Annotated in this window: 27 protein-coding genes, 1 riboswitch and 2 other annotated features; of the genes, 19 read left to right on the forward strand and 8 right to left on the reverse strand. The window is 45.6% G+C overall.

The window, feature by feature from the left end:
• Positions 1-52 precede the first annotated feature (52 nt).
• Complete coding sequence (locus V1498_RS09315; RefSeq protein ID WP_409298479.1) at positions 53-307, forward strand: type II toxin-antitoxin system HicB family antitoxin; 255 nt, start codon at positions 53-55, stop codon at positions 305-307.
• A gap of 87 nt (positions 308-394) precedes the next feature.
• Here the strand turns inward: V1498_RS09315 and V1498_RS09320 are convergent, their stop codons facing one another.
• Positions 395-595 carry a cold-shock protein gene (locus tag V1498_RS09320; RefSeq protein WP_409298480.1) on the reverse strand — a complete coding sequence of 67 codons (201 nt, stop codon included), beginning with the start codon at positions 593-595 and terminating at the stop codon, positions 395-397.
• A 68-nt stretch (positions 596-663) separates the two neighbouring features.
• On the opposite strand from V1498_RS09320, the gene V1498_RS09325 reads away from it, so the two are divergent.
• The 13 genes from V1498_RS09325 (at position 664) to V1498_RS09385 (ending at position 14,275) form a co-directional block, all read left to right on the forward strand.
• Positions 664-1,581: a Gfo/Idh/MocA family protein gene (locus tag V1498_RS09325; RefSeq protein ID WP_409298481.1), complete on the forward strand. Its 918-nt coding sequence runs from the start codon at positions 664-666 to the stop codon at positions 1,579-1,581.
• Positions 1,582-1,646: 65 nt separating this feature from the next.
• Positions 1,647-1,899: a binding site (T-box leader), on the forward strand.
• Between the two features lie 41 nt (positions 1,900-1,940).
• Positions 1,941-2,188: a binding site (T-box leader), on the forward strand.
• Positions 2,189-2,248: 60 nt separating this feature from the next.
• The gene (locus V1498_RS09330) at positions 2,249-3,619 is read left to right on the forward strand and encodes an anthranilate synthase component I family protein (protein WP_409298483.1); all 1,371 of its coding nucleotides are present in this window, start codon (positions 2,249-2,251) and stop codon (positions 3,617-3,619) included.
• Positions 3,616-4,218: an anthranilate synthase component II gene (locus V1498_RS09335; RefSeq protein ID WP_409298484.1), complete on the forward strand. Its 603-nt coding sequence runs from the start codon at positions 3,616-3,618 to the stop codon at positions 4,216-4,218. Before V1498_RS09330 ends, V1498_RS09335 begins: the two co-directional genes overlap by 4 nt.
• On the forward strand, positions 4,199-5,230 hold the full coding sequence (gene trpD / locus V1498_RS09340; RefSeq protein WP_409298486.1) for an anthranilate phosphoribosyltransferase: 1,032 nt from the start codon (positions 4,199-4,201) through the stop codon (positions 5,228-5,230). Before V1498_RS09335 ends, trpD begins: the two co-directional genes overlap by 20 nt.
• Positions 5,227-6,015: an indole-3-glycerol phosphate synthase TrpC gene (gene trpC, locus V1498_RS09345; protein ID WP_409298488.1), complete on the forward strand. Its 789-nt coding sequence runs from the start codon at positions 5,227-5,229 to the stop codon at positions 6,013-6,015. Before trpD ends, trpC begins: the two co-directional genes overlap by 4 nt.
• Positions 6,005-6,625, forward strand: coding sequence for a phosphoribosylanthranilate isomerase (locus V1498_RS09350; RefSeq protein ID WP_409298489.1), 621 nt, complete (start codon positions 6,005-6,007; stop codon positions 6,623-6,625). Before trpC ends, V1498_RS09350 begins: the two co-directional genes overlap by 11 nt.
• Positions 6,615-7,826 (forward strand): tryptophan synthase subunit beta, encoded by a 1,212-nt coding sequence (trpB, locus tag V1498_RS09355; protein ID WP_409298491.1) that lies wholly within the window; start codon positions 6,615-6,617, stop codon positions 7,824-7,826. Before V1498_RS09350 ends, trpB begins: the two co-directional genes overlap by 11 nt.
• On the forward strand, positions 7,819-8,619 hold the full coding sequence (gene trpA, locus V1498_RS09360; protein ID WP_409298492.1) for a tryptophan synthase subunit alpha: 801 nt from the start codon (positions 7,819-7,821) through the stop codon (positions 8,617-8,619). The genes trpB and trpA overlap by 8 nt, the downstream gene beginning before the upstream one ends.
• A 312-nt stretch (positions 8,620-8,931) precedes the next feature.
• On the forward strand, positions 8,932-10,647 hold the full coding sequence (locus V1498_RS09365; protein WP_409298494.1) for an ABC transporter ATP-binding protein: 1,716 nt from the start codon (positions 8,932-8,934) through the stop codon (positions 10,645-10,647).
• Between the two features lie 38 nt (positions 10,648-10,685).
• Complete coding sequence (locus tag V1498_RS09370) at positions 10,686-11,462, forward strand: alpha/beta hydrolase (RefSeq protein ID WP_409298496.1); 777 nt, start codon at positions 10,686-10,688, stop codon at positions 11,460-11,462.
• 75 nt (positions 11,463-11,537) lie between these two features.
• Positions 11,538-13,034 carry an amidase family protein gene (locus tag V1498_RS09375; RefSeq protein WP_409298498.1) on the forward strand — a complete coding sequence of 499 codons (1,497 nt, stop codon included), beginning with the start codon at positions 11,538-11,540 and terminating at the stop codon, positions 13,032-13,034.
• 159 nt (positions 13,035-13,193) lie between these two features.
• On the forward strand, positions 13,194-13,742 hold the full coding sequence (locus V1498_RS09380) for a GNAT family N-acetyltransferase (RefSeq protein WP_409298499.1): 549 nt from the start codon (positions 13,194-13,196) through the stop codon (positions 13,740-13,742).
• A 95-nt stretch (positions 13,743-13,837) separates the two neighbouring features.
• Positions 13,838-14,275 carry a peptidylprolyl isomerase gene (locus V1498_RS09385; protein ID WP_409299234.1) on the forward strand — a complete coding sequence of 146 codons (438 nt, stop codon included), beginning with the start codon at positions 13,838-13,840 and terminating at the stop codon, positions 14,273-14,275.
• A 51-nt stretch (positions 14,276-14,326) separates the two neighbouring features.
• On the opposite strand, the gene V1498_RS09390 is transcribed toward V1498_RS09385, so the two are convergent.
• On the reverse strand, positions 14,327-15,244 hold the full coding sequence (locus V1498_RS09390; RefSeq protein ID WP_409298501.1) for a DMT family transporter: 918 nt from the start codon (positions 15,242-15,244) through the stop codon (positions 14,327-14,329).
• Positions 15,245-15,410: 166 nt separating this feature from the next.
• Between V1498_RS09390 and V1498_RS09395 the strand changes: the two genes are divergently transcribed.
• From V1498_RS09395 to V1498_RS09405, 3 genes are all read left to right on the forward strand, one after another.
• Entirely contained in the window at positions 15,411-15,833 is a 423-nt protein-coding gene (locus tag V1498_RS09395; protein ID WP_409298503.1) for an organic hydroperoxide resistance protein, read from the forward strand.
• Positions 15,834-16,062: 229 nt separating this feature from the next.
• A riboswitch (SAM riboswitch) is annotated at positions 16,063-16,164 on the forward strand.
• 117 nt (positions 16,165-16,281) lie between these two features.
• The gene (locus V1498_RS09400) at positions 16,282-17,388 is read left to right on the forward strand and encodes a 5-methyltetrahydropteroyltriglutamate--homocysteine S-methyltransferase (protein ID WP_409298504.1); all 1,107 of its coding nucleotides are present in this window, start codon (positions 16,282-16,284) and stop codon (positions 17,386-17,388) included.
• Between the two features lie 87 nt (positions 17,389-17,475).
• Entirely contained in the window at positions 17,476-17,910 is a 435-nt protein-coding gene (locus V1498_RS09405; protein ID WP_409298506.1) for a DMT family transporter, read from the forward strand.
• Between the two features lie 134 nt (positions 17,911-18,044).
• Here the strand turns inward: V1498_RS09405 and V1498_RS09410 are convergent, their stop codons facing one another.
• Positions 18,045-18,884: an STAS domain-containing protein gene (locus V1498_RS09410; protein ID WP_409298508.1), complete on the reverse strand. Its 840-nt coding sequence runs from the start codon at positions 18,882-18,884 to the stop codon at positions 18,045-18,047.
• A gap of 234 nt (positions 18,885-19,118) precedes the next feature.
• Here V1498_RS09410 and V1498_RS09415 point away from each other — a divergent pair, with 234 nt between their 5' ends.
• Positions 19,119-19,727 (forward strand): LysE/ArgO family amino acid transporter, encoded by a 609-nt coding sequence (locus V1498_RS09415; protein ID WP_409298509.1) that lies wholly within the window; start codon positions 19,119-19,121, stop codon positions 19,725-19,727.
• Positions 19,728-19,941: 214 nt separating this feature from the next.
• On the opposite strand, the gene V1498_RS09420 is transcribed toward V1498_RS09415, so the two are convergent.
• Together V1498_RS09420 and V1498_RS09425 are read right to left on the reverse strand one after the other, a co-directional pair.
• Entirely contained in the window at positions 19,942-20,109 is a 168-nt protein-coding gene (locus V1498_RS09420; protein WP_409298511.1) for a hypothetical protein, read from the reverse strand.
• Between the two features lie 64 nt (positions 20,110-20,173).
• The gene (locus tag V1498_RS09425; protein WP_409298513.1) at positions 20,174-21,283 is read right to left on the reverse strand and encodes an AI-2E family transporter; all 1,110 of its coding nucleotides are present in this window, start codon (positions 21,281-21,283) and stop codon (positions 20,174-20,176) included.
• Between the two features lie 506 nt (positions 21,284-21,789).
• On the opposite strand from V1498_RS09425, the gene V1498_RS09430 reads away from it, so the two are divergent.
• Positions 21,790-22,245: a GNAT family N-acetyltransferase gene (locus tag V1498_RS09430; protein WP_409298515.1), complete on the forward strand. Its 456-nt coding sequence runs from the start codon at positions 21,790-21,792 to the stop codon at positions 22,243-22,245.
• A gap of 176 nt (positions 22,246-22,421) precedes the next feature.
• Here V1498_RS09430 and V1498_RS09435 read toward each other — a convergent pair whose 3' ends face one another.
• The 3 genes from V1498_RS09435 to V1498_RS09445 form a co-directional block, all read right to left on the reverse strand.
• Positions 22,422-22,637 carry a small, acid-soluble spore protein, alpha/beta type gene (locus tag V1498_RS09435; RefSeq protein ID WP_409288499.1) on the reverse strand — a complete coding sequence of 72 codons (216 nt, stop codon included), beginning with the start codon at positions 22,635-22,637 and terminating at the stop codon, positions 22,422-22,424.
• 476 nt (positions 22,638-23,113) lie between these two features.
• On the reverse strand, positions 23,114-23,500 hold the full coding sequence (locus tag V1498_RS09440; protein WP_409299236.1) for a VOC family protein: 387 nt from the start codon (positions 23,498-23,500) through the stop codon (positions 23,114-23,116).
• A 7-nt stretch (positions 23,501-23,507) separates the two neighbouring features.
• Positions 23,508-24,710: a M20 family metallopeptidase gene (locus V1498_RS09445; RefSeq protein WP_409298517.1), complete on the reverse strand. Its 1,203-nt coding sequence runs from the start codon at positions 24,708-24,710 to the stop codon at positions 23,508-23,510.
• Positions 24,711-24,772: the final 62 nt, after the last annotated feature.

Here is a 24,772-nt window from a genome sequence, read left to right on the forward strand (position 1 = left end):
GAATTAAATTTTACAAAAAGAGCCGAAAAATAAATCTGAAGGAGAATTTTCCATGCCCAGCTATCGATATGCAGCCTGCATCCAAAAGAGGGAAGGAGTTTATGTTGTGAAGTTCCCTGATATAGAAAGCTGTTTTGCCGAAGGAAACACAGAAATGGAAGCAATCCAGCTTGCTTGGGACACACTGAGAGCCTATCTTTCCTTTTGTGAGGATGAGAATAAGGAAATTCCCCCACCTTCAGGAATTCAACATGTTTCTGAAGCGGACAGGGCAATATGGGTGGATGTAAATACCGATCACATTTAGCGGGCACAAAAAAAAAGTTAATCCAGGCTGCCCGGCCGGATTAACTTTTTTGGAGCCGTGATAAAAATCCACAGCAAATAAATGCTATTATTTCTTGTGAAGATTAGGAGTGATCTTGACTAAAAGACGTTCGCCCGCTACCATTTTGCTGCCGCATAATGGACAGTCGGGCTGATCTTCAAATGAATAATCCTTCCTCATCCAGCCTTTGCAATCCGGGGATTCACATTCCCAAATCTCTATCTGTTCTTTAGGCTGTGGTTCATCCCATTTTTTGCTATTATACATTTATAATCACAACTCCTTTATCTTATTATAGCATGTAAAGCAGGCATTTTTTGAAGCGGGGGAATAAAATGTTGAAAGTCGGTGTTATAGGTTTGGGAGATATAGCCCAAAAGGCATATCTTCCTGTTTTGGCAGGCATTTCGGATACAGAGTTTCATTTTTTCACCAGGAATCAAAAAAAACTGGCTGCTGCCGGGCGGATGTACCGGTGGACTAATCTGCATGACAGTTTGGAAAGCCTTGTGGGGGCTGGTATAACGGGCGCTTTCGTCCACACTGCCACTGAATCGCATGAACAAATCATCAAGTTCCTGCTGGAGAATCATATCCATGTTTTCGTGGACAAGCCGCTCAGCTATCATTATGAGGCATCCAGGAAGATTGCCGAGCTGGCAGCTCAAAAAAAACTTCTGCTTTCGGTTGGTTTCAATCGCAGATTTGCCCCTTCCTATCAATTTTTGAAGAAAGCAGAAGGGATAAATATGGTACTGGTCCAGAAAAACAGAAAAAATTCACCAGATGAGATCAGGCGTTTTATTCTTGATGATTTTATTCATGTTGCTGATACAGTCCGACACTTATATCCTTATGAGGCAGAAGAGACGATTATTACCGGAAAGCAGAAAGACGGCCTCCTGACACAAGTGACACTCCAGCTTGCAGGGAAGGAGGGTACTGCTATTGGGATCATGAACCGTGATGCCGGCACTTCCGAGGAAAGGGCTGAAGTGTTTGGGCCGACCGGCAAGAGAACAGCGGAAAATGTGGCGGATGCTTATATTCTTCAGGATAAGGATGCTTGGAAATCCGGTGGAGATGATTGGGAGCCGACCCTGGTAAAACGGGGTTTCCATGGGATGGTGCATAATTTCCTTTCCGCTCTTAGAGGAGAGGAAGAGCCATTTATCTCAATTTGGGATGCTTTAAAGACGCATGAGCTGTGCGAACAGATCATCTGTAAGCTTGAAGGCCGGCCGATGGAATAAAAAATATTATTATACCCTTGACATTTGTTTTAGGAATCTGTATTGTTGTCATTAATCAAATGAAACGAATGGCGCTGACGAAGAGTAGTACCCTGAGTGAGAACGATTCAGAGAGCCGGTGGGTGGTGAGAACCGGTGAGTTTCCTGGGGGAATGGACTTCCGAGCCTTTAAACCGAACCCTGCATGTGCAGACAGTAGGCTTTGACGTAAGCTTCTACGTTACAGGAAGCAGGCATTGGAACGTGGCTTCAGTGCTGTTAAGAGGGCTGCTTCAGGCAGCCAACCAAAGGTGGTACCGCGGGCTTCCCGTCCTTTATTCAGAAGGATTGGGGAGCCCTTTTTGCTTACAAAAAAATACAGTAAATCATTGAGAAAGAAGAGTAGTTCAAGCGAATGATCACAGAGAGTCGGTGGCTGGTGTGAACCGATACATTTACTTGAATGAATGGGCTTTTGAGAGATCCCTTGAAATTGGAGTAGAGGGAAACGGCTTCCCCCGTTACAGGGATAGAATATCTGGAAACCAGGGATTTTCCACGTATTTGAAGAGATAGGAGGCATATGGCCTCCTAACGGAGGTGGCACCGCGGACTATTCGCCCTCCATAAGCCTATTTGGCTTATGGGGGGCTTTTTGTATTCATTTTAAAGCAGGAGAGGGATCGGGATGAACATAAAAACAAAGTCAAGCAAGGTTTTCACGAAAGAACTGCCGGTAATGGATCTTATTGCTGCCTTTGAAAGGCTGGGCGGAAACAAAAAAGCGATATTGGAATTCCCGGACTATACAGGGGGAACAGAGACCATTGTCGGACTCACTCCTTATATGGAAATTCAGGCAAAGGGGAGCCGGATCAGTGTTCAAAAAGGCGGGGAGAAACATTCCTTTACCGGGGACCCTTTGGAGGAACTTAAGAAAATCGCAGCCAGTCATTCACAGGATTTCGGGCAGTATGGCAGAGCGATAGGATATTTCGGGTATGATTTTATCCGGAATTATGAGGAAATCGGGGAGGAAATGCAGGATGACATGTCTGCTCCTGATATGTGCTTCCTGTTTCATTCAGAATATCTTGTCGGCTCATCAGATGGAACAGCCGCCTGCTATCTTTTAAACTATGATGGATCCCTTACCCCTGAGGCAGCGGAAACCAGAATGATTGAACTTGAGCGAATGCTGATGGGGCCGCTGCAGAATCAGAAAACAGGCGATTTCAAATTTACTGGTTTCTCATCGGAAATGGGACAAAACGATTATATGGCAGGTGTACTGAAAATAAAGGAACACATCCTTGATGGTGATATTTTTCAGGGGGTGCTGTCACAGCGGCTGAAAAGCGGATACAGCGGCCGGCCATATGAATTTTTTAAGAAGCTGAGAAGCTTCAATAAATCACAATACCGATTTTTTATAGAACTGGAAGATATACAAATAGCAGGAAGTTCTCCTGAGAGGCTGGTGACGATCCGGGAAGAAAAGGTACTATCCAATCCAATTGCCGGCACAAGGCGGAGGGGAAAAACAGAGACGGAGGATCTGGATCTAGAGCAGGAATTAAGAAAAGATGAAAAAGAGAAGGCGGAGCATTTTATGCTGGTGGACCTGGCAAGGAATGACTTGGGGAAGATATCGAGGCCGGGATCGGTCGAGGTGACAAAGTTGATGGAAATACAGAAATATGTGAATGTCATGCATCTCGTTTCTGATGTAGAAGGAGTTCTGGATCCCGGCGTACACTTTTTAGATGCTGTACCGGCTGCACTGCCGGCAGGGACGGTATCGGGTGCACCGAAAATTAAAGCCATGCAGATCATAAATAATCTCGAGACAACAAAGAGAGGGATTTACGGAGGCGGTATCGGCACCTTTACCCTTGATGGATCTCTTGATCTGGCCCTGGCCATCAGGACCATGGTCTTTTCCGGCAATAGTGCTTATCTTCAGGCTGGAGCGGGCATTGTCCATGATTCGGATCCAGAAGCGGAATGGAATGAAACGATGTTTAAAGCTAAAGGATTAATGGAGGCGGCCAAATGATACTGCTGATCGATAATTATGACTCATTCACTTATAACCTTTATCAGATGCTTCGGGAATTGGACATCCCGGCTGTTGTGAAAAGAAATGATGAAATATCCATAAAGGAAATAGAAGAGATGAATCCGGAGGGAATCATTTTATCCCCAGGACCAGGCACACCAGACTCTGCCGGCATCTGCAAAGAGATCGTCAAGAACTTCAGCAAAAGCATCCCAATACTCGGCATCTGTCTCGGCCACCAGGTTATCGCAGAAGCATTTGGCGGTCTCGTTAAAAAAGCACCTTTGGTAAAGCATGGGAAAACATCTACTCTGAACCATGATAAAAAGGGAATATTTCACGGGATAGAAAATGCCATAACGGTTATGAGATATCACTCTCTTCTCGTAGAATCAAAAACGCTGCCAAGTTGCCTGGAGGTTACAGCCGTTTCTTTAGAGGATGATGCAGTTATGGCGCTAAAGCACAGGAAGTACCCGGTAACCGGCCTGCAATTCCATCCAGAATCCATCGCCACCCAATATGGCATGGAGATGATAAGAAATTTTATTAAATCAATGGAACGGAGGAAGTTATATGAAAAACTACTTACGTAAACTTCAGGATGGGAAAGCATTCACTTATGAGGAAATGAAGGAGGCGGCGCTCCTCCTCTTAAACAAGGAAACGACTGAAAGTGAGATTGGCGCTTTTTTAATGGGCCTGTCCTGCAAAGACGCAGAAACAGCTGAAATGGCTGCACTGGCTGCAGTCATACGTGAAGCATCCACCCATCAATTTGAGGCTGGTGAAGGGGCCATGGACATTTGCGGAACCGGGGGAGATGGATCCAACAGCTTTAACATCAGCACAACCTCCGCCCTAGTATTGGCTTCAGGGGGAGTAAAGGTGATCAAACACGGAAACAGAGGAATCACCAGCCGCTCTGGAAGCATGGATGTGCTTGAAAAGCTCGGCATCTCACTTACACAGGATGCAAAAGCCGCAGGCAGAATGGTCAGGGAGGCAAATATAGCGTTTCTTTTTTCACAGCATGTTCATCCTCAGCTGAAAAAAATTGTAAAAGTCAGGAAAGACCTGGGCATCCCGACCATCTTCAACAGTCTGGGGCCGCTGACAAACCCGGTCGGCCTTGAATATCAGGTAACGGGTGTGTACAGTCCATCGCTGCTTGATACTTATGCTGAAGTTTTCTTGAAAATGGGCAGGAAGAGGGCAGTAGTCGTCCATGGTGCAGGAGGCATGGATGAGGCTTCTCTCCAAGGTGAGAATCAATTACGCATCGTTGACAAAGGAATCATAACAGAGCTGACTGTCCAGCCGGAAGATTATGGCCTGGAGCAGGCAGGAAACATCGAGATACGGGGAGGAAACCCGGACCGTAATGCTCATATCCTCCTCTCTGTACTCGAAGGTGAGAAGGGGCCATTCTCTGACATTGTTATTCTTAATGCAGGCATTGGTTTTTTTGCATCAGAAAAGGCGGAAAACATATACGAAGGTGTTCAGCTCGCAAAACAGCTCCTTGAGACAGGCGCTGCCTATACCCACTTTAAAAAAATATTGGAAGTATCCAAGTCAGCAGCCACAAAGGAGGCAGTGATATGAAAGACTACCTGGAACCGATATTAATTGAAAAGAGGAAGACTTTATCCAGGAAAATTCCGGCTGAGCCTGGCGGAATTAAGCTGGAGGAAAGGCAGCCGTCCTTCAGACAGGCATTGAAAGACGGGTTTTGCATCATAGCTGAATTCAAGCGTGCATCCCCTTCTAAAGGGGATATCAACCCGGGGGCAGACCCGGCAAAAATTGCCGCAATGTATGAGAATGCCGGGGCGGCTGCTGTCTCAGTGCTCACTGAGGAAACATTTTTTAAAGGAAGCCTGGAAGACCTCAAATCTGTAAGGAACCAAATCGCTCTCCCGATTCTATGCAAGGACTTTATCCTGCAAAGAAGCCAGATTGATGAAGCAAAGGCGGCCGGTGCCTCCATCATCCTGCTGATTGTGCGGGCCCTGTCCCAAGAAGAATTGCTGGACCTGCATGGATATGCCCATACAATCGGCCTTGAGGTCCTGGTGGAAGTTCATAATGAAGAGGAGCTGAACAGGGCAGCAGACATTGGCGCAGAAATCATAGGCATTAACAATAGAAATCTTTCAACCTTCGGGATTGACCTTGCTGTGACAGAACAGCTGGCAAAGAAGGCCAAGGAGGCGGGGGCATTCGTGATCAGTGAAAGCGGGATATCCACTCTTCAGGACTGCAGAAGGGTAATGGAAGCCGGGGCAGACGGGATTCTCGTCGGAGAAGCATTCATGAGAGAAAGCAATCCTGAGGAGATGATCAGGGAGATGAAAGGTTTAAGGAGAGAAAAAATTCATGAAGGTTAAAATCTGCGGCATCACCGACAAGGTGACAGCGGCTGCAGCTGTAGACTGCGGCGCATCAGCACTGGGATTCGTATTTGCCGAGAGTAAAAGGAAAATAGACAGGGAGCTTGCAAGAGAAATCATACAATCACTTCCGCCTGGAATTGATAGTGTCGGGGTATTCGTCAACGAAAACCCTGAAGTTATTGAAGAGACAGCGATATATACAGGGCTTACCATGATTCAGCTGCATGGAGATGAAGACCAGGAGACCATTGACGCTATTAAACTGCCGGTAATAAAGGCAATTCCATACAGCTCAGAATCTTTGCAGAGGTGGAAGGACCAAAATGCCAGTTACCTGCTGCTGGACGCACCAGCGGGGAGATACCGCGGCGGAAACGGAACCAGCTTCAATTGGAGAGACGCTGAGGGACTAGGCAGCAAGGTCGATAACTTGATTCTGGCGGGAGGGCTGAATCCGGAAAATGTACAAGAAGCCATTTCCATAGTATCCCCTGCCATGGTGGACGTAAGCAGCGGCGTTGAGACAAACGGGAAAAAGGATTTGCAAAAAATAAAAAAATTCATCGAGAATGCAAAAAATGGAGGAATGACAAATGTCGGTTAAAGCATATACACTGCCTGATGCAAATGGAAAGTACGGGGAGTTTGGCGGCAGATTTGTACCAGAAACCCTCATGACGGCCGTGACCCAATTGGAGGAAGCCTACAAGTCTATTGCGCATTCGGAGTCTTTTCAGGAGGAATTTCAGTCCCTTTTAAAGAATTATGTTGGACGTGAAACACCCCTGTACCATGCAAAAAGGCTGAGTGAAAAATTGGGAGGGCCGAAGATTTATCTAAAGCGGGAGGATTTGAACCATACAGGAGCCCATAAAATCAACAACACTCTCGGCCAGGCGCTCCTGGCAAAGAAAATGGGGAAAAATAAAGTGGTCGCCGAAACAGGAGCTGGCCAGCATGGCGTAGCAACCGCAACGGTCTGTGCATTGCTGGATATGGAAGCTGTCATTTTCATGGGAGAGGAAGATGTCCAGCGCCAGAAACTGAATGTGTACCGGATGGAATTGCTTGGAGCTAAGGTTATTTCTGTAAAGCAGGGAAGCAGGACGCTGAAGGATGCCGTCAATGAGGCATTAAGATACTGGGTCACCCATATAGACGATACGCATTATATCATGGGATCGGTGCTTGGGCCGCATCCATTTCCGCAGATTGTCCGCGATTTTCAAAGCATCATAGGGAGGGAAACGAAAAAACAGTTTCTTGCAGCAGAAGGCAGTCTTCCCCAATATGTGATTGCCTGCATCGGCGGAGGAAGCAATGCAATGGGCATGTTCCATCCATTTATCGAGGATGAAGAAACAGTGCTGATTGGAGTTGAGGCTGCAGGAAAAGGACTATCAACAGAGGAGCATGCAGCTTCCCTGACAAAAGGGAGGAAAGGTGTCCTGCATGGTTCGTATATGTACCTGCTTCAGGATACAGAGGGGCAGATACAAGAGGCCCATTCCATTTCGGCAGGACTTGATTATCCGGGAGTCGGCCCTGAGCATTCATATTTGTTCGAACAGGGAAGGGTTGAATATCATTCCATCACAGATGAGGAGGCGCTTGCGGCATTTCACCTTCTGACAAAAACAGAAGGAATTATACCGGCGCTCGAGAGCTCCCATGCAGTAGCCCATGCAGTTAAAATGGCAGCTGGTCTTACTTCAGCAGAAAGCATAGTCATCTGTCTGTCAGGACGGGGAGATAAGGACGTGGATACTATCAGAAAAAACGAGGGGGCAGCCAATCATGAGTAAAGGGAGACTGAGAGAGACCTTCCAGGACTTGAAGAAAAAAGACCAGAAAGCTTTTGTCGCTTATATCATGGGAGGTGACGGAGGGATAGGCCGCCTGATCAGTGACATCCTTTATCTGCAGGAGAGCGGGGCTGACGTCATAGAGGTGGGTGTACCCTTTTCTGATCCGGTTGCCGACGGACCTGTCATCCAGGATGCCGGACTTCGTGCTTTGAAGGAAGGCACCACACTGAAGTCTATTCTTAAAGAAATACAAGAGGGCAAAGACAAAATCAAGGTACCGATTGTCCTTATGACCTATATCAATCCGGTCCTTCAATATGGAATCCGGGAATTTTCCAGGGACAGTGCAGCTGCCGGTATTGCCGGCTGTATATTCCCGGATCTTCCCCTTGAAGAGGAGGGCCTTATATCTTCAGTCCTGACAGAGGCAAATATAGCAATCATCAGGCTGGCTTCCTTGACGAGTACCGAAGATCGTCTGGAGAAACTCGCCGGAAGCAGTGAAGGCTTTCTTTATGCAGTCACAGTAAAAGGAGTTACAGGTCAAAGGGCCAGACTCGAGACAGAAGAACTTGCCGCAAGGGTCCGGACTATCAAGCAATTCACGGATACCCCTGTACTTGCCGGATTCGGAATTTCAAGCGCAGATACAGCGGGCGGGGTGCTGCCCTTCTGTGATGGAGTGATTGTTGGCAGTAAAATCGTAGCAGCACTGCATGAAGGTGAACGTGAAACCATCCGTGAATTAATCGGTGAAATAAAAGGGCTGCATGCTGTGAGCGCACGATGAGGTAATGGGAAGCATCCGGAACTGGGCCGGGTGCTTTTTTATGGAAATGGGGCGGAGCTGCATGCATTAGAAGTCTTCCTGCAGCTAGGTGTGAACATCAGTTATCTTGCTGGCTGCCTGCGCCTTGCCTTGCCCTGGTTCCTTTCCATGCTTGGGCAGCGGGTAGAATACTCATGTTTGTTTTATGCTGCTGTCTGCTTGTATGACAAAGGAATTGAAAGTCAAAGGCTCCCTTTGGGACTAAACAAAAATGTCATCCTTCTGATTATATAATGGTATGATTTAGGAAGTAAATGTAAAGGAGAAGGCAGCATGATTTCACGATTTTTTTCTTATTATCTACCCCATAGGAAGCTGTTTATCATTGATTTCACAAGCGCTGTTATAGTGGCACTTCTGGAGCTTGCATTTCCGCTTGCTGTAAAGTGGTTTATTGACACACTCCTGCCAGGTGAAGACTGGGCAGCGATTATCAGTGTCAGTTCAGGATTATTGGCATTATACATAGTCAGTACACTCCTACAGTATATCGTCAATTATTGGGGGCATATGCTCGGCATCAATATTGAGACAGATATGAGACAGCAGCTTTTTCAGCATGTTCAAAAGCAGTCCTTTAAGTTTTTCGATAATACAAAAACAGGTCATATTATGAGCCGGGTGACAAATGATCTGTTCGATATCGGTGAGCTGGCCCATCATGGCCCTGAAGATCTTTTCATTGCCCTCATGACTTTTGCAGGAGCTTTTTGGATTATGCTGACCATTAATGTTAAACTCGCGCTTATCACGATATGCATCCTTCCCCTGCTTGTGATCCTTATTGTTTATAGCAATTTAAAAATGAATAAGGCATGGAATCAAATGTACAGTGAGATTGCCGATGTCAACGGCCGGGTAGAGGATAGTGTTTCCGGAGCCCGTGTCGTGCAGTCTTTTACTAATGAAAAGTACGAGATTAAGAGATTTAAAGATAACAACCATCGATTTCGGAAAGCTAAGCTTGCCGGCTATAAGGTCATGTCGTTCAGTTCATCCGGCATCTACATGCTGACCAGGCTTATTACGCTTGCCGTTTTGGTGGCAGGGGCGTGGCTGTCGTATCATAAACAGCTGAGTTATGGTGAACTGGTAGGATTTGTTCTGTATGTGAACGTTTTATTCAAGCCTGTGGATAAGATCAGTGCCCTCATGGAACTCTATCCCAAGGGCATGGCGGGTTTCAAGCGGTTCACTGAAATGATTGACCAGGATCCGGATGTCAAGGATGCGCCTTCTGCCTTTGATGCAGACAGTTTAAGCGGCAGCATTGTTTTTGAGGACGTTTCGTTCAGCTATGATGGGAATAAGCCTGTTTTAAAAGGGATAGATCTTGAAATCCATCCCGGTGAAACGATTGCTTTCGTGGGTCCGAGCGGTGCTGGCAAAACGACCATCTGTTCACTGATCCCGCGATTTTATGATGTGACGGAAGGATCCATTAAAATGGATGGTCATGATATACGCAGCCTGACAAAGGAATCACTGAGATCCCAGATCGGGATCGTTCAGCAGGATGTGTTTCTCTTTACCGGTACTCTCAAAGAAAATATTGCTTACGGCAATCTAAAGGCTTCCGGGGAAGAGATAGACAGGGCTGCAAAAATGGCCCATCTTGAAGAATTTGTCTCCTCGCTTCCGGATGGCTACGAAACTCAGATCGGGGAGCGTGGACTAAAGCTGTCAGGAGGCCAGAAGCAAAGAATTGCGATCGCTCGGATGTTTTTGAAAAACCCTCCGATATTAATTCTTGATGAAGCCACTTCAGCACTTGATACCGAGACGGAAAGAATTATCCAGGCTGCCCTGGCCGAGCTTTCAAAGGACAGGACTACTCTGGTGATTGCACACCGTCTTGCAACCATTAGAAATGCAGACAGGATCATGGTCGTCACGGAAGATGGCATTGCCGAACAGGGAAGCCATGATGAACTCCTGAAAAGAGCGGGGATTTTTGCAAATCTCCACAGAGTGCAATATCAGAATTGATGCATTTAGTAAACGGCAGAATTGGAGGAGAAAGTTTAATGGCTAGAAAGCATTATACAATCCCATGGAATGGGACTGAGCTCTCGGCAGCAGTCGATATACCCCGCACGTATCGCACACCCGGCACACCAAAGATCCCGCTGATTATCATCTGTCATGGATTCATCGGCAGCAAAACAGGGGTGGATCGATTATTTGTTAAAGCGGCAGAAGGATTTGCACAGCATGGAATGGGAGTCTTGAGATTCGATTACATGGGATGCGGAGAAAGTCCAGGTAACTATGGAGATACAACTTTTGAAGAAATGATCACCCAGACAAGGGCGGTCATCGATCACGCATTCAGCCTTGAATGGGTGGATGCGGATGAAGTGATCCTGCTCGGACACAGCCTGGGCGGAGCAGCAGCTGTGCATGCCCTGGAAGGTGACCAAAGGATTTCACGGCTCATCCTCTGGTCAGCGGCTGCAAAACCTTATAAGGATATCACCCGCCTGCTGGAGGAAGGGGCGCGGCAGGGATCAAGTATTGAGTATCATGGCTATACCTTTACAGAGAGATACCTCTCGTCTCTATCCGGATATGAGCCGCTGGGATTAATCGATGTATTCAAGGGGAAGACCCTGTTTGTACACGGATCACAGGATGAAGAAATACCCTTTTCATACAGTCTTCAGTTTAATGAAGCCTGCGCAAATGGGCAGGTTCACATTGTGGATGGAGCTTCCCATACCTATTCCACCGCCTCTCATTTTGATGAACTGCAAGCCGTCACGCTTGATTGGCTCATACAATCAGGAAAAAAGCCGGAGTAAGAGGGAGGAAAATGGATTGCTCCCTCGAATTCTCTAAATATAGTTATTCAGCAAAAGGATAAGGAGTTTTTACATATGCAGAATCCAAGGCTACAGAAGCTGTACAGCGGCTGGCTCGCTGAAGCAGACATCGACAGTATGCAGGAAAAGATGGAAACCGGCGAAGTGACAGCAAAGGAATTGACACTGCTCTATATAAAAAGGATTGCAGAAATCGATAAAAGCGGACCCGCCATCAATGCCGTTCTTGAAATAAATCCTGATGCCGTTCAGACAGCCGAGGCGCTGGACGCAGAACGTGAACAAAAAGGAGCAAGGGGGCCGCTGCACGGCATCCCCATTTTACTAAAAGATAATATTGATACTGGTGATAAAATGCATACGAGTGCCGGTTCATTGGCCTTGGCAGAATCCAGGGCAGAAGAGGATGCTTTTGCAGCAGCGAGGCTGAGGGAAGCGGGAGCAGTGATACTGGGGAAGACGAATATGACAGAATGGGCAAATTTCATGGCTGAAAATATGCCAAATGGATACAGCTCAAGGGGCGGGCAGGTATTGAATCCCTATTCCCCCGGGAATTTTGATGTGGGCGGTTCAAGTGCGGGCTCAGGAGCGGCGATTGCCTCCAGCCTGGCTGCCGCTGCAGTGGGCACCGAGACTTCCGGATCCATCCTCAGTCCTGCCAGCCAGAATTCCATTGTAGGGATAAAACCCACAGTCGGACTGATCAGCCGGAGCGGCATCATTCCGATCGCCCATTCTCAGGATACGGCAGGTCCTATGGCAAGGACAGTGAAGGATGCTGTTTATCTGCTTGCCGCCATGACTGGCGCTGATCCTCGGGATCCGGCAGCAGGGAAGGCCATTCGGTGTAAGGACGTTGATTATGCAGCCTGCCTGAAGCTGGACGGTTTAAAAGGAAAGCGGATCGGCATAGCAAGGGATGTTTATTTTGATTATCTGCCGGAAGATAAAAGGGCTGTCCTTGATGCTGCCGTTAAATTGCTTGCTGCCTCAGGTGCAGAAGTGATAGAGAAAGTCCGGATTCCGTCAGGAGATGAAAAATGGGGATATGAAGTTCTGACGTATGAATTTAAAACAGACTTGAACGCTTATCTTAGCGGGCTGCCGCAGACTTCAAAGGTAAGGACACTGAAGGATGTCATCCAGTTTAATGAGAGGAACAAGGAAGCCGCTTTGAAATATGGCCAGGCAGTCATGATAGAATCGGAGAATACCAGCGGTACCTTGACTGAGCTGCAATATATATCAGCACTTGAACATGATATGTATCATTCGACCATTAATGGCATTGATGCTGTTCTGAAAGAAAACAATCTTGACGCCATTGTTTTTCCTAATAATCTGGGTGCAGGCATCCCGGCAAAGGCTGGATATCCTTCCATTACTGTGCCTGCCGGCTATTCAGGAGAAGGGGAGCCTGTTGGGATTACATTTACCGGGACAGCCTTCAGTGAGCCTGAATTGATTGAAATCGCCTTCTCCTATGAACAGGCTTCCCGGGCAAGGATTGCCCCTCAGCTGAATGCGGCCGAGGAGCAGCTTCTCTAGTAAATTCTTCTATTAAAACCGGCCTCCGGTCATTTTCAGGGAATTCCCTGTGTGAACGGATAGCAGAGAACACAGTGCATGATCCGAAAGCCGGGTTGAATGAGTCACCGCCAGCTTTATTTTTAGAAAATCAAGCACATATGGACGGGAGATATAGCTATGTTAAAGGGAAAGCAAATATGCTTACGGCCTCTCGAAGAAGAAGATGCCGCTGACTATGCAGAGCTCCTGGTCAGGAACCGTGAAGTCTGGCAATGTTTTGAACCAGCCAGGCCAGAGGATTACTATACAGTAGAACGGCAGCGGAAGACAATCGCAGAAGACCAGGAAGCCTTCAAGAGTGGCAGAGCCTATAATTTTGGCATATTTCTCCCTGATGGTACATTGATCGGTGACATCAGCCTTTATGATGTCAGGACAGCTTTCTTTCAATCGGCTTCTGCAGGTTATTCAGTAGATGGCATACACACAGGCAGGGGGGCTGCGACGGAGGCTTTATCGCTTCTTTTGCACTTTGCCTTTGAGACTCTTAAACTGAGGAGAGTGGAAGCCGGTGTTTCCCCGGAGAATGCTGCATCGATCCGCGTCCTTGAGAAGGCAGGTTTTATCAGGGAGGGCTTGATGCGTGAGTATCTGCTGATCAATGGCCGCTGGAAGGATCACTATCTTTATGCCGCCCTTTCCCCTCAGCGGGAATTAAGCGGCTGAAACGTCACGCACAGCTTGAAAGTTTACTTTTAAATTCACATTGAAGTATAATCATGAAGGTATGAATTCTTAAGTAGTGGAAGGAGTAATGAATGATGAGTAAATATGCTGTAATTGATTTAGAAAAAGGCGGACAAGTTAAGATTGAATTGTTCCCAAACGAAGCTCCGGGCACAGTTGCCAATTTTGAAAAGCTGATCAATGAAGGTTTCTATAATGGTTTGAACTTTCACCGTGTAATCCCTGGTTTTGTAGCACAGGGAGGCTGCCCGGAAGGACGCGGAACCGGCGGACCAGGCTACACTATCAAATGTGAAACAGAAGGGAATCCTCACAAGCACGAGCGCGGTTCCCTTTCTATGGCCCATGCCGGTAAAGATACAGGAGGTTCTCAATTCTTTATCGTATTCGAGCCGCAGCCGCATCTGAACGGAGTACATACCGTTTTCGGAAAAGTGGTTGAAGGCATGGAGAATGTGGATGACATCAGCCAGGGAGATAAAATGAAGGAAGTTCGCATCATAGAAGAATAATCCTAATTATGAAAGAGCCAGCGGTTTTCCGCTGGCTCTTTCTAATTCCATTCAAGCTGAGGCATTCATCTTCCTTTTACGGGTGAACAGCTGCCTGTATGCTCCCGAACCGATAATGACTCCTGTAATGATCATCAGCAGACCTGCCAGATGGACCAGTGTTATTCTTTCTCCAAGAAATAAAGCAGCACCAAGAAGGGAAAAGAAGGGAGTGAGATTCATAAAAATGGATGCCTCCGCCGCTCCTATCTGCCCGATGCAGTAGTTATACATCATATGGCCGAGGGCGCTGGCTATCACTGCAGAGGCAAGGAATAACAGCCAAAGAAATGGACTTCCCAAAGCCATGCTCTGCATTCCCCCCGGCTCCATGATCCGTGCAAGGACAAAGAGCATCCCGGAACCAATGAGCATCATATAACCGGTCAGAAGGCGGGGATCCATGGTCTGCGATACCTTTTTTATAAGGATAAAGCTGAAAGCCTGCACAAGGATAGATAAAAATACCTCTATATCGCCGGGCCTGATGCCATTCAGGCCTGCACTGCCGTCCATGACAGTTATGAATACTCCGGAGAATCCAATGATAAATCCAGCCAGTTTAATAATGGTCAGCCTGCTCCCTAAAAAGATGATGGCTAGGATGGCTGTCAGCAAAGGTGAGATGCCGAGTATCAGCCCCCCATTTACTGCAGAGGTTCCTTTTAGTCCTACTGCCAGGAATGAATGGTGTGCCGCGACATTCAAGACTGCACCCAGGATGAGAATTTTCCATTCACTTTTAGCAGGCAGCCTGAATTTTTTGATGATCAGAAGAATCAGCATGACAGTGATGCCGGCAGTAAAGATCCTGAAGGCCGTCATGGTCAGGGGCATGAAACTTTCCACCAAAAGCTTGGTCGCTGTTACGTTAAGACCCCACGGTATCATGACAGCGAATAAAATCAGGTGAATTTGGTATGTACGCAAAGACTCATCTTCTTTCAACCTTTATAGTTTTCTGAATAATGTTTTATTCTATAGCTTATGGGCCGGAATGTCACGGCTTAAATCATATATATCTGCAGCTGGGTGTTTGAGCTTGAAGAGAGAGGGAAAACTAGTACTGGATTCAATTTGAAGGAGGTTTCATAAAATGAGTGTATTATTTACAGCTAAAGCAACTTCAAGGGGCGGAAGAGAGGGTACTGTCCGTTCAGATGACGGCGTTATCGATTTTCAGCTGGCAAGCCCCAAGGCTTTGAATGGAGATGGCGGCAATGGCACAAATCCTGAAGCCCTTTTCGCAGCGGGATATGCAGCCTGCTTTAATTCTGCGCTTGGCCTGGTGGCCGGGAAACAAAAGGTAAAGGTCGAACCTGTGGTGGCAGCGGAAGTCAGCCTCTTAAAAGATGAATCGGATGGAGGATTCAAGCTTGCAGTTGTGTTGAATGTAGATGTTGAAGGAATTTCCCAGGAAGAGGCACAAAGCCTTGTGGAGCAGGCTCACCAAGTCTGCCCATACTCTAAAGCAACCCGGGGCAATATCGATGTTCAATTAAATGTGAATGCGCAATAAATAGTAATTGCAATTAACATGTTAGTATGATATATTATTATAGCGATGAGCTGAGTTGTGTAAGCCGGACAGCACACCTTTGGGTACGCACTATGTGGAGTGCGGCTGTCCGCCACAATACGCGAAGAGGCCTGGTTTACCAGGCCTCTTTTATTTTCGCTGTTTTCAGGCATAACCATTTACTTCACTAGATGAAAGATATATAATATTCAAATAAATGAATACATAAGCCTTATCAAGAGTGGTGGAGGGAGTGGCCCTATGAAACCCGGCAACCCCTGTTTTTACAGACGGTGCTAAATCCTGCAGGTTTTTTTCTGCAAGATAAGGAAGAGCCTGATTTAACGTTTAGTGAAATATCGCTCTTCCTTTTAAAGGAAGGGCGTTTTTTATTACAGGATTTAAAAGCTAGTCACCACATGGCAAATACACAAAAGGAGACTTAAAAGTGGAAAAAACGATACTACAGGCCCCATTTAAAGCAGATCATGTCGGAAGCTTCCTTCGTCCGGAGCGCCTCAAGCAGGCGAGGCAGCAAAAATCAGCAGGAGAGATTACTGAAGCGGAGCTGCGCAGGATTGAAGATGAAGAAATATTAAAATTAGTAGAAAAACAAAAACAAGCCGGCCTTTCAGCGGTTACGGATGGCGAGTTCAGGAGGGCATGGTGGCATTTTGATTTTCTAGCCGGCCTAAAAGGAGTCGAACTTTACGAACCAGAAACCGGGCTGCAATTCAATGGTGTACAGACAAAGGCGCATGGACTCAAGGTCACTGGGAGGATAGATTTTGAGGAACATGATATGATTGGTCATTTTAAATACCTGCAAAAAGCAGCTGGAGAACATCTGGCCAAATTTACCATACCAAGCCCTAATATGCTGCTTTTGCGGGCAGTAATTGATGAGGAAGTATATCCTGAGAAAGAACAGTTGTTTACCGATTTAGTCACTGCTTACCAAAAAGCCATACAAGCATTTTATGAAGCTGGGTGCCGCTACTTGCAGCTAGATGATACATCCTGGGCTGCCTTCCTGTCGGAGGAAGGCAGACAGAAACTGAGGGAGCGGGGAGACGACCCAGAAGAGCTGGCGGCACTTTTTGCGAAGGCCGTTAACGAGTCCATCTCCAAGAAACCTTCAGATATGGCAATTACCATGCATATCTGCCGAGGAAACTTCCGCTCAACATATATGTCAAGCGGGGGCTATGATTATGTGTCTGAAATCATTTTTGGAGGACTGGATGTTGATGGGCTGTTCCTTGAGTTTGATGATGACCGTTCAGGAGGCTTTGAACCTTTGCGTCATGTAAACCGAAAAGACCTAAACATTATCCTTGGTCTGATCACATCAAAATTCGGAGAACTGGAAGATCCGGAATATATTAAAGCCCGCATTCAGGAGGCAGCCTCCTATCTGCCGCTCCAGCAGCTCTGTCTGAGTCCGCAATGCGGTTTTGCTTCAACCGAGGAAGGCAATATCCTGACAGAAGAGCAGCAATGGGAAAAGATCCGCCTGGTCCGTCAAATTGCCGATGACGTATGGGGTCAGTGATTGGACCAGGGCACAAGCTATATAGCGGATGCATGGAGCTCATTAATGAATGCAGCTAAAAATTAGATTGGCAGGGAGTCATTGAATATGAAAGCACTATTTCCTCTATTGGCGTTCGTCGGGGGACTTGCCATTGCTGTGCAGGCACAGGTGAACGGGGCTCTTGGCAGGAAAGCAGGTTCCATTGAGGCTGCATTTATTTCATTTTTACTAGGTACAACCGTCCTCTTCTTTGTTCTGGTGTTTTTTGGAAAGGGGAATTTGCTGGCGGTTGGATCTGTTCCTAAGTGGCAGCTTTTGGGCGGTCTGCTTGGGGCGTTTTATGTATTTGTCATGGTGCTGACGGTTCCCAAAATCGGTGTAGCAGCAACCTTTGTCGCGGTGATTGCCGGACAGATGATCCTTGGCCTGGTCATAGACCATTATGGCTTGATGGGAGGAGTAAGGGATCCGATCAATGCGAAGAAAATAATGGGCATATTGCTTCTATTTGCTTCTCTTTATTTGTTCAATAAAAAATAAGCCAGGACATTGCTTACAGGGGTTCGGAACATGTTGTTTCTGGACTCCTTTTGCATGATAAAAAAGAAAAGATTGCAGCCCGGCTTGGACACGCTGAGGCAATCTTCTCCATTAAGAGAACTCATTTTTAGTACTCAATTTTTGCTGCCGACGCCAATGTTCGCCAGAGCCTGCTTCAGTGAGCTGAAGGTTGGTACAGAAGTGAAATTCAACCCAAGCTGAATGGAGGTTTGGGCTACTTCCGGCCTCATCCCTGAAATGAAAGTTTTTACTCCAAGGAGCGAGAGGACATTGATCAGCTTATACATTTCATTGGCCACCATTGTATCTACGAGCGAAACACCAGAAATATCAATAAATAACTGGCGTATCCCCATTTCCTGGCACTTTTGGGGTGCGAGCTCAAGGAATGAACGTGCCCGTGCAGTATCAATATCCCCTACGATGGGCAGTACGGCGACTTCTTCAAGAATCGGAATGATAGGTGTGCTTAATTCAGTGATCAGAGATGCCTGCGCGGTCAGCCTGCTGGTGGCCAGTTGGTGGTACCTGGCAGAAAACTCATAAATCAGGCGGTCAAATGCGGAGTTGAATACCTCGCTCCATTTAATAATGGTTTCAACTGTAATATCAGCCTCATTCTCACAAAATCGTTCGATGAACTTCCAGATAGTTTCCCTGGTTTTGCTAAGGGCTTCAATAACCTCATGTATGGGAGTATTATTTTCTATCCTGCTTGTTGCAACAGCTTCTGCCCAATCCTTTACCTTCTGGTCAAATTCAGGACAGCTGCCTAAAAATGCATGCGCAATGGTCCTGATTGTTAGTGAGTGCTGCTCAATCAAAACTTTCTCCATTTGAATTTTAGAATAAAAAGGACCTGATAATGACTCCTTCTGCAGGAACCAGGCTTCAGTTATGTCCTGTGAATGCGAAATGATAAAATCATAAAGTGTTTGGTTTATAGATGTCAACGTTACCCCTCTTTCTGGTTCAAGCAGTCTGCTCGTTTCTCATTATACTGGTTAGCGGATGGAAGTTCCAATCATTTTGTAAGGTGATTTTAATGCCATTATTTCTCGGGAAACCGCAGGGTCTGACAATATAAATGCTAATTGTCGAAAAAAGGCGATAAAGCCGGCTGTTGAGATGGGTTCGGTTGTACGTGGAAGTATAATAAAACAATGAGTTATCAAAGGATGGGAACATTGTCATCAATTATATTATCAGGAGTTATTCTTGCCTTTGGGCTGATTTTGCCTCTAGGGATTCAAAACATTTTTATTTTTCAGCAGGGAGCACACCAAAAATCATTTTTACATGCACTTCCGGCTGTCCTGACAGCCTCGGTCTGCGATACCATACTGATTTCACTTTCTGTGGGGGGCATCTCGGTGCTGGTCCTGGCTCACCCTGTGATCGAGACTGCCATTTCCGCAGCCGGAGTCATTTTTCTGCTGTATATGGGAGTTTCGATCTGGAAATCTCAGCCGGTCAGGCAGCAGACAGGTGAGAGGTCGGATATAAAAAGACAAGTCATCTTCACAGCCTCAGTCTCCCTGCTGAATCCCCATGCAATCCTCGACACGGCAGGGGTGATAGGAAGCAGCTCTCTTCAATATGAGGATTTTGACAGACTCATTTTTGCCTGCTCCTGTATCGCTGTTTCATGGATTTGGTTTTTCAGCCTTGCCCTTGCAGGGCGTTCTTTTCATAAGCTCGATGAAAGCGGGAGAGTGATGGAAATCCTCAATAAATGCTCCGCTGTCTTAGTCTGGGGCATTGCTGTCTCGATCTTTATCCGGCTGATAGGGTAATTCCCGGCCTTGTGATAAGTTTGGCAGGTATACAGCCCGGCGGTCAACATGTAAGAGCGCGGTGCTGATGACTCTAACAAATATGGATAGATTTATAATATAACAGAGTGCAGAATGAAACAGTTACCTAATTTTAACTAACATGCAGTCAGGCTCCGCCTGGCAGTCATTGAAAAAGAGGATACCCAACATTTGGGGCATCCTCTTTATATACTCATTTTCTTAAATTTTCCTGATCCTTCATTCTATGCTGCTGATCCGGTACCCGGCCTTTTGCATCACCGGATGGAGCCTGTGCATTATTTCCATAGTCCTGGAATTCTCTCTCGGCTTCCATTAAGTTTTCTTGTTTTTCTTCTTTTTTCTGTGCTTTTTTATCCATAAGAGCTGCCTCCTTTAGATGTTTCTATACCTTTTCCCTGCGTATCAGTTCCAAAACAATAAATTTAAGAATTCGATTTGTTATCATTAAGGATGGAATCCGGGACATATCCTTTTTTCTGCCGCAGGCGATAGAAAAGCCTGAAGTTTTGTATTAAAGTCTTTAACACCGAATATAGCGGTATGGATATCAGAATTCCGAGGAACCCGAATACTGAGCCTGCTGCCAATAGGAGCAATATAATCGTCAGAGGATGGATGTTCAGACGTTTTCCCATGACATTCGGTGTTACAAGATGTCCCTCCAGCTGCTGAACGACGGCAAGAACAATCAAGACTTTCAAGGCCATAAATGAATCTGTCTGCAGGGCAATGAAAAGGGCCGGTATTATGCCGAGAAGAGGTCCGGCAAACGGGACGATTGTCAGGAACATCGCAAATACTGCCAGTACAAGGGCATAATCGAGACCAATGATCAAATATCCTATATACATAAGCACACCATCAACAAATGCGATGATAAATTGTCCTGTTATGTAGGTGGATAATGTTTTGTCCACATCCTGCAGGATCTTATTCCCTTCTGTTTCATGTTCTTTCGGGATGTATTTCAAGAGGAATGGTTTCAGTCTGTCATCATCTTTTAAAAAATAAAAAAGGATGAACGGGACTACAATCAGAACTGCGGCAATGCTTGTTATGGTGGTGAACAGCTGCATCAAATTTTTAGAAGCATACTGCGAGAAAGATTGGAAATACTTTAGCGCCTTTTCCTGGAGATCACCGCCCTGGAAAAAATTCAAGTGATGCCGGTTCATGGTTTCTTCAGACTGTGAGGTCAGCTCCTTTAGCTTCTTGGGCAGCTCTTCCATCAAGTTCTTGATTTGATCCGCTATAGCAGGGCCGAATAAATAAATGAGAAGATATATGGAGCCAAACAGGATTGCATATACCAATAGAATGCTGACAGGCTTCGGCAGGAATTTTGATAATATTCTCACAACAGGCCGGATCAGATAATAAAGAAGTCCCGCTATGAGAATGGGAAAGAACATTGTTGCAAGGAACTGTTGAATCGGACCTAAAAAATAATCAATTTTTCCAAACAATAAAATGATGATCAAACAAAGGATAATTCCTGAAGCATACTTAAAAAATGGCTTATTAATCCACACGTTCCCATGACCTCCTGCAAACTGTCCGATTTATGTATAACTATCTTACTCCTTTCCATTTTGAGTCAGTTTTAAACCGGTAAACTTTTGCATTAAGAACGACGGCCTTTAAATAATGGGCCGTTATTTTTCGAAAGTAAGCATCGAATAACATATTTATCCAATCAAGAAGGTCCAGACGGAGAGGTATGTTATAATAAATTATCAGAATATTGTTTATATAGGGTACAGCTTTTAAAGGAGGCGTTCACTATGGAAAAAAGAATGTTTATTATTGGAGATTACAAAGGGAAAACGCCTGTTTATAAGGATTAAGCGTTTTTATTAAAAATGAAGGCTGTTTTCGAAAGTGGATTTCCGCTGTAGCACTCTACCTGCCCGGAGTCTCGCGCCTTACACTCCAATCCACTTGCTAAATCATTTGATAGCCTCAGAGGACTCATCCAAAAAATAACAATTTTTTAGAAAAGAGCCTATAAAAAGAGCCAATTCAAAAGGGGGAAATCATGGATAAAGAAAAAGTCAGGATCGAAGAATTAAGTGGTGAAAACTGGTATGAATGCTGCAGTTTAGAATTATTTGATGATCAGAAAGAATACATGGAACCTAATGCCGTTTCAATAGCTCAATCAAAGTTTGAACCAACACTGAAACCATATGCCATTTATTTTGATGATAAAATAACAGGTTTTTTAATGTTCAATTCTGTTATGGAAGAGCTTCAGGGACATTGGGTTTATCGGATCATGATAGATAAGGCTTTCCAGGGCAAGGGGATCGGGAAGGCAGCAACGGAGCTGATGATCGCAGAGATGAGTAAATTACCTCATGTGAAAAAGATTATTGTGGGATATCATCCTGAAAATATGGCAGCCCATCATTTATATTCCCAACTGGGATTTACCGATGAGGGTCATAGATTCGGTAAAGAAATGGCTGTAATCAAGACTATAAATAAATGAAATGATACAGGAGCAGGGCCCCGGACAGGGGCTCTTCTTTTTGTCTATCTCTCTTCGCATCGATAAACGCCTGTAATAACAAGCATCTAAAAAGATGGTATTACAGGAACAAATCATAAAGAGGCTGCCTGCCAGCTGGCAGACAGCCTTCATCCATATTATTCACTTGTTAATGATTAACGAGTTGTACCGCCGAATTGGCCAGTTAGTTGAGATTGTGCTGTAGCAACAAGACGTTTAGTAATTTCTCCACCAACAGATCCGTTAGCGCGTGATACTGTTTCAGCTCCAAGCTGTACACCGAATTCTGAAGCGATTTCGTACTTCATTTGGTCGATAGCCTGCTGAGCTCCAGGAACTAGTTTTTGACGATTAGAACCACTGCGTGCCATGTGTGTTCACCTCCTCGCGGGTTAATACTGTTAATCTGCCTCTATTTCAGTAGTTCATACATGGTAAAAAAAGATATAAATTTTGGGAGGGGATGGATAGGTTTATAATCGATACCAAAATAGGGATTTCAAATCTAATAATGCTCTTTTCTAAATTTAATGTGTTTTGTGTGGAGAATAAATTATTAAGCCAAGTGGAGCGGTAATCCATTTTTTAATTCAACAGCCAAAAATAAAAACTAACATGAGTTTTCTATACGCAATCCATGCATGGAAAGGAACTGGGGGAGCAGGAACAAACATAATTGGAGCGGAGTAAGGCGCAGGTAATATTGCCAGAAAGACAACTGATGTGCATAGTTGCAGGAAGACTCATGATACATGCAGCTCCGTCCCTTTTCCACAAAAAGGAACTCTGATACAGTCTTAAGGGCGTAAGAAAGCCGGGCATCCGCTGCCCGGCTTAAATGGAGAAATTAGCGCTGAAATAGTTCAATCCATTCTTTATCTGGGCCTTTTATGAAAAAGTATTTATAGCCGTTGGGAAGGACTACAATTTCAGGATCAATGACCTCCACGTAACCAAGTTCCTTCATTTTGAGGAACTCTTCACTAATATTTTCCACACTCACTGCAAAATGATGAACTTTTCCTTCTGCCGGCAGAGAATCATTATACCCTTTAATCAGCTCTACCTCGGTTTCCGAGTCCGACCCAAATCCGAGAAAGGCAAGCTCGATGATGCCATCTGAATGAGGAACTCTATTCTTTAATTCCAGTCCCAGTACGTCCTTGTAAAACAGGATCGATTTTTCCATATCACTTACCATAATTCCTATATGATCAACTTTCTTTATCATGATTATCCTCCTATCTATCCAATGAATCTGCAGATGCCACACTCAAAAACTGAAGTGCTGTACCCACAAACATCTCTACTCCCATACCCAGCGACTCCTCATCAATGGTGAATTTTGCATGATGGTGAGGATATATGATGCCTTTTTCCTTATTGCCGGCGCCGGTAAAAAAGAAGCAGCCTTCCGCTTTCTGAAGGTAGGCTGAAAAATCTTCTCCTACCATGTTGGGCCGCATCAGCTCAACCCCGCTTTCCCCGTACAGCTTAATGGCAGTATCATGAATAATCCGGGTTACACGATCATGGTTGATCACCGGCCTGTAGCCATATTCATAAGAGAACTCATAGGAGCCGCCATGTGCTTCTGTGATTCCTTTGATGACGCGTTCCATAAGATGAGGCACTTTTTTTCTCAGTTCTGGATTGAAGGTCCTTACGGTACCCATCATTTCCACCGAACCAGGAATAACGTTATGGGTAGTGCCGCCGGTGAATTTAGTCACCGATATCACAAGCTGTTCAAGGGGATCAATGTTTCTGGATACAATATGCTGAAGGTTCGTCACCACTTGCGAACCGATTGCGATGCTGTCTACCGTTTCATGCGGAAGTCCGCCATGTCCGCCTTTGCCTGTGATGGTCAGATAAAATGTATCCGGGGAAGCAAGCATCGGGCCATATATGATACCCGCCTTTCCGGTCTCAAGCGGTGACCACAGGTGGGTGCCGATGACTGCGTCGACTCCATCCATGACACCTGCTTCAACCAATTCTTCAGCACCGCCGGGAAACAGTTCCTCGGCATGCTGAAAAATAAAAAGAATTTCTCCGCATAAATAGTCCTTCAGGGAAGAAAGCACCTTTGCTGCCCCCAGCAGCATGGCTGTGTGGCCATCATGACCGCATGCGTGCATGACTCCATTGCTTCGTGACGAGAATTCGAGGCCTGTTTCCTCTTGAATGGGGAGGGCGTCAATATCAGCCCGAATGGCCAGTACCTTTCCGCCGCTTTTACCGGAAAGCCGTGCCGTGACGCTGTTTTCTGTGGGACGGGAGAGTGAAAAACTGCCCATTGCTTCCAATGTCTCATATATAAAATCCGCTGTATTTTTTTCATGGAAAGACAGCTCTGGGTTCTGATGCAAAAATCTCCTCCACTCAATCACCTGATCCTTGACAGCGGCAGCTTCCTGTTTGACTTTTGAAGCAAACATTTCTTATTTCCCCCTATGCTGGTTATGGAATATGTAGCCCATTATATAGTTATTTAAAAATT

The organism is Paraperibacillus marinus, assembly GCF_046237605.1.
Classification (GTDB): Bacteria; Bacillota; Bacilli; order Bacillales; family DSM-1321; genus Paraperibacillus; species Paraperibacillus marinus.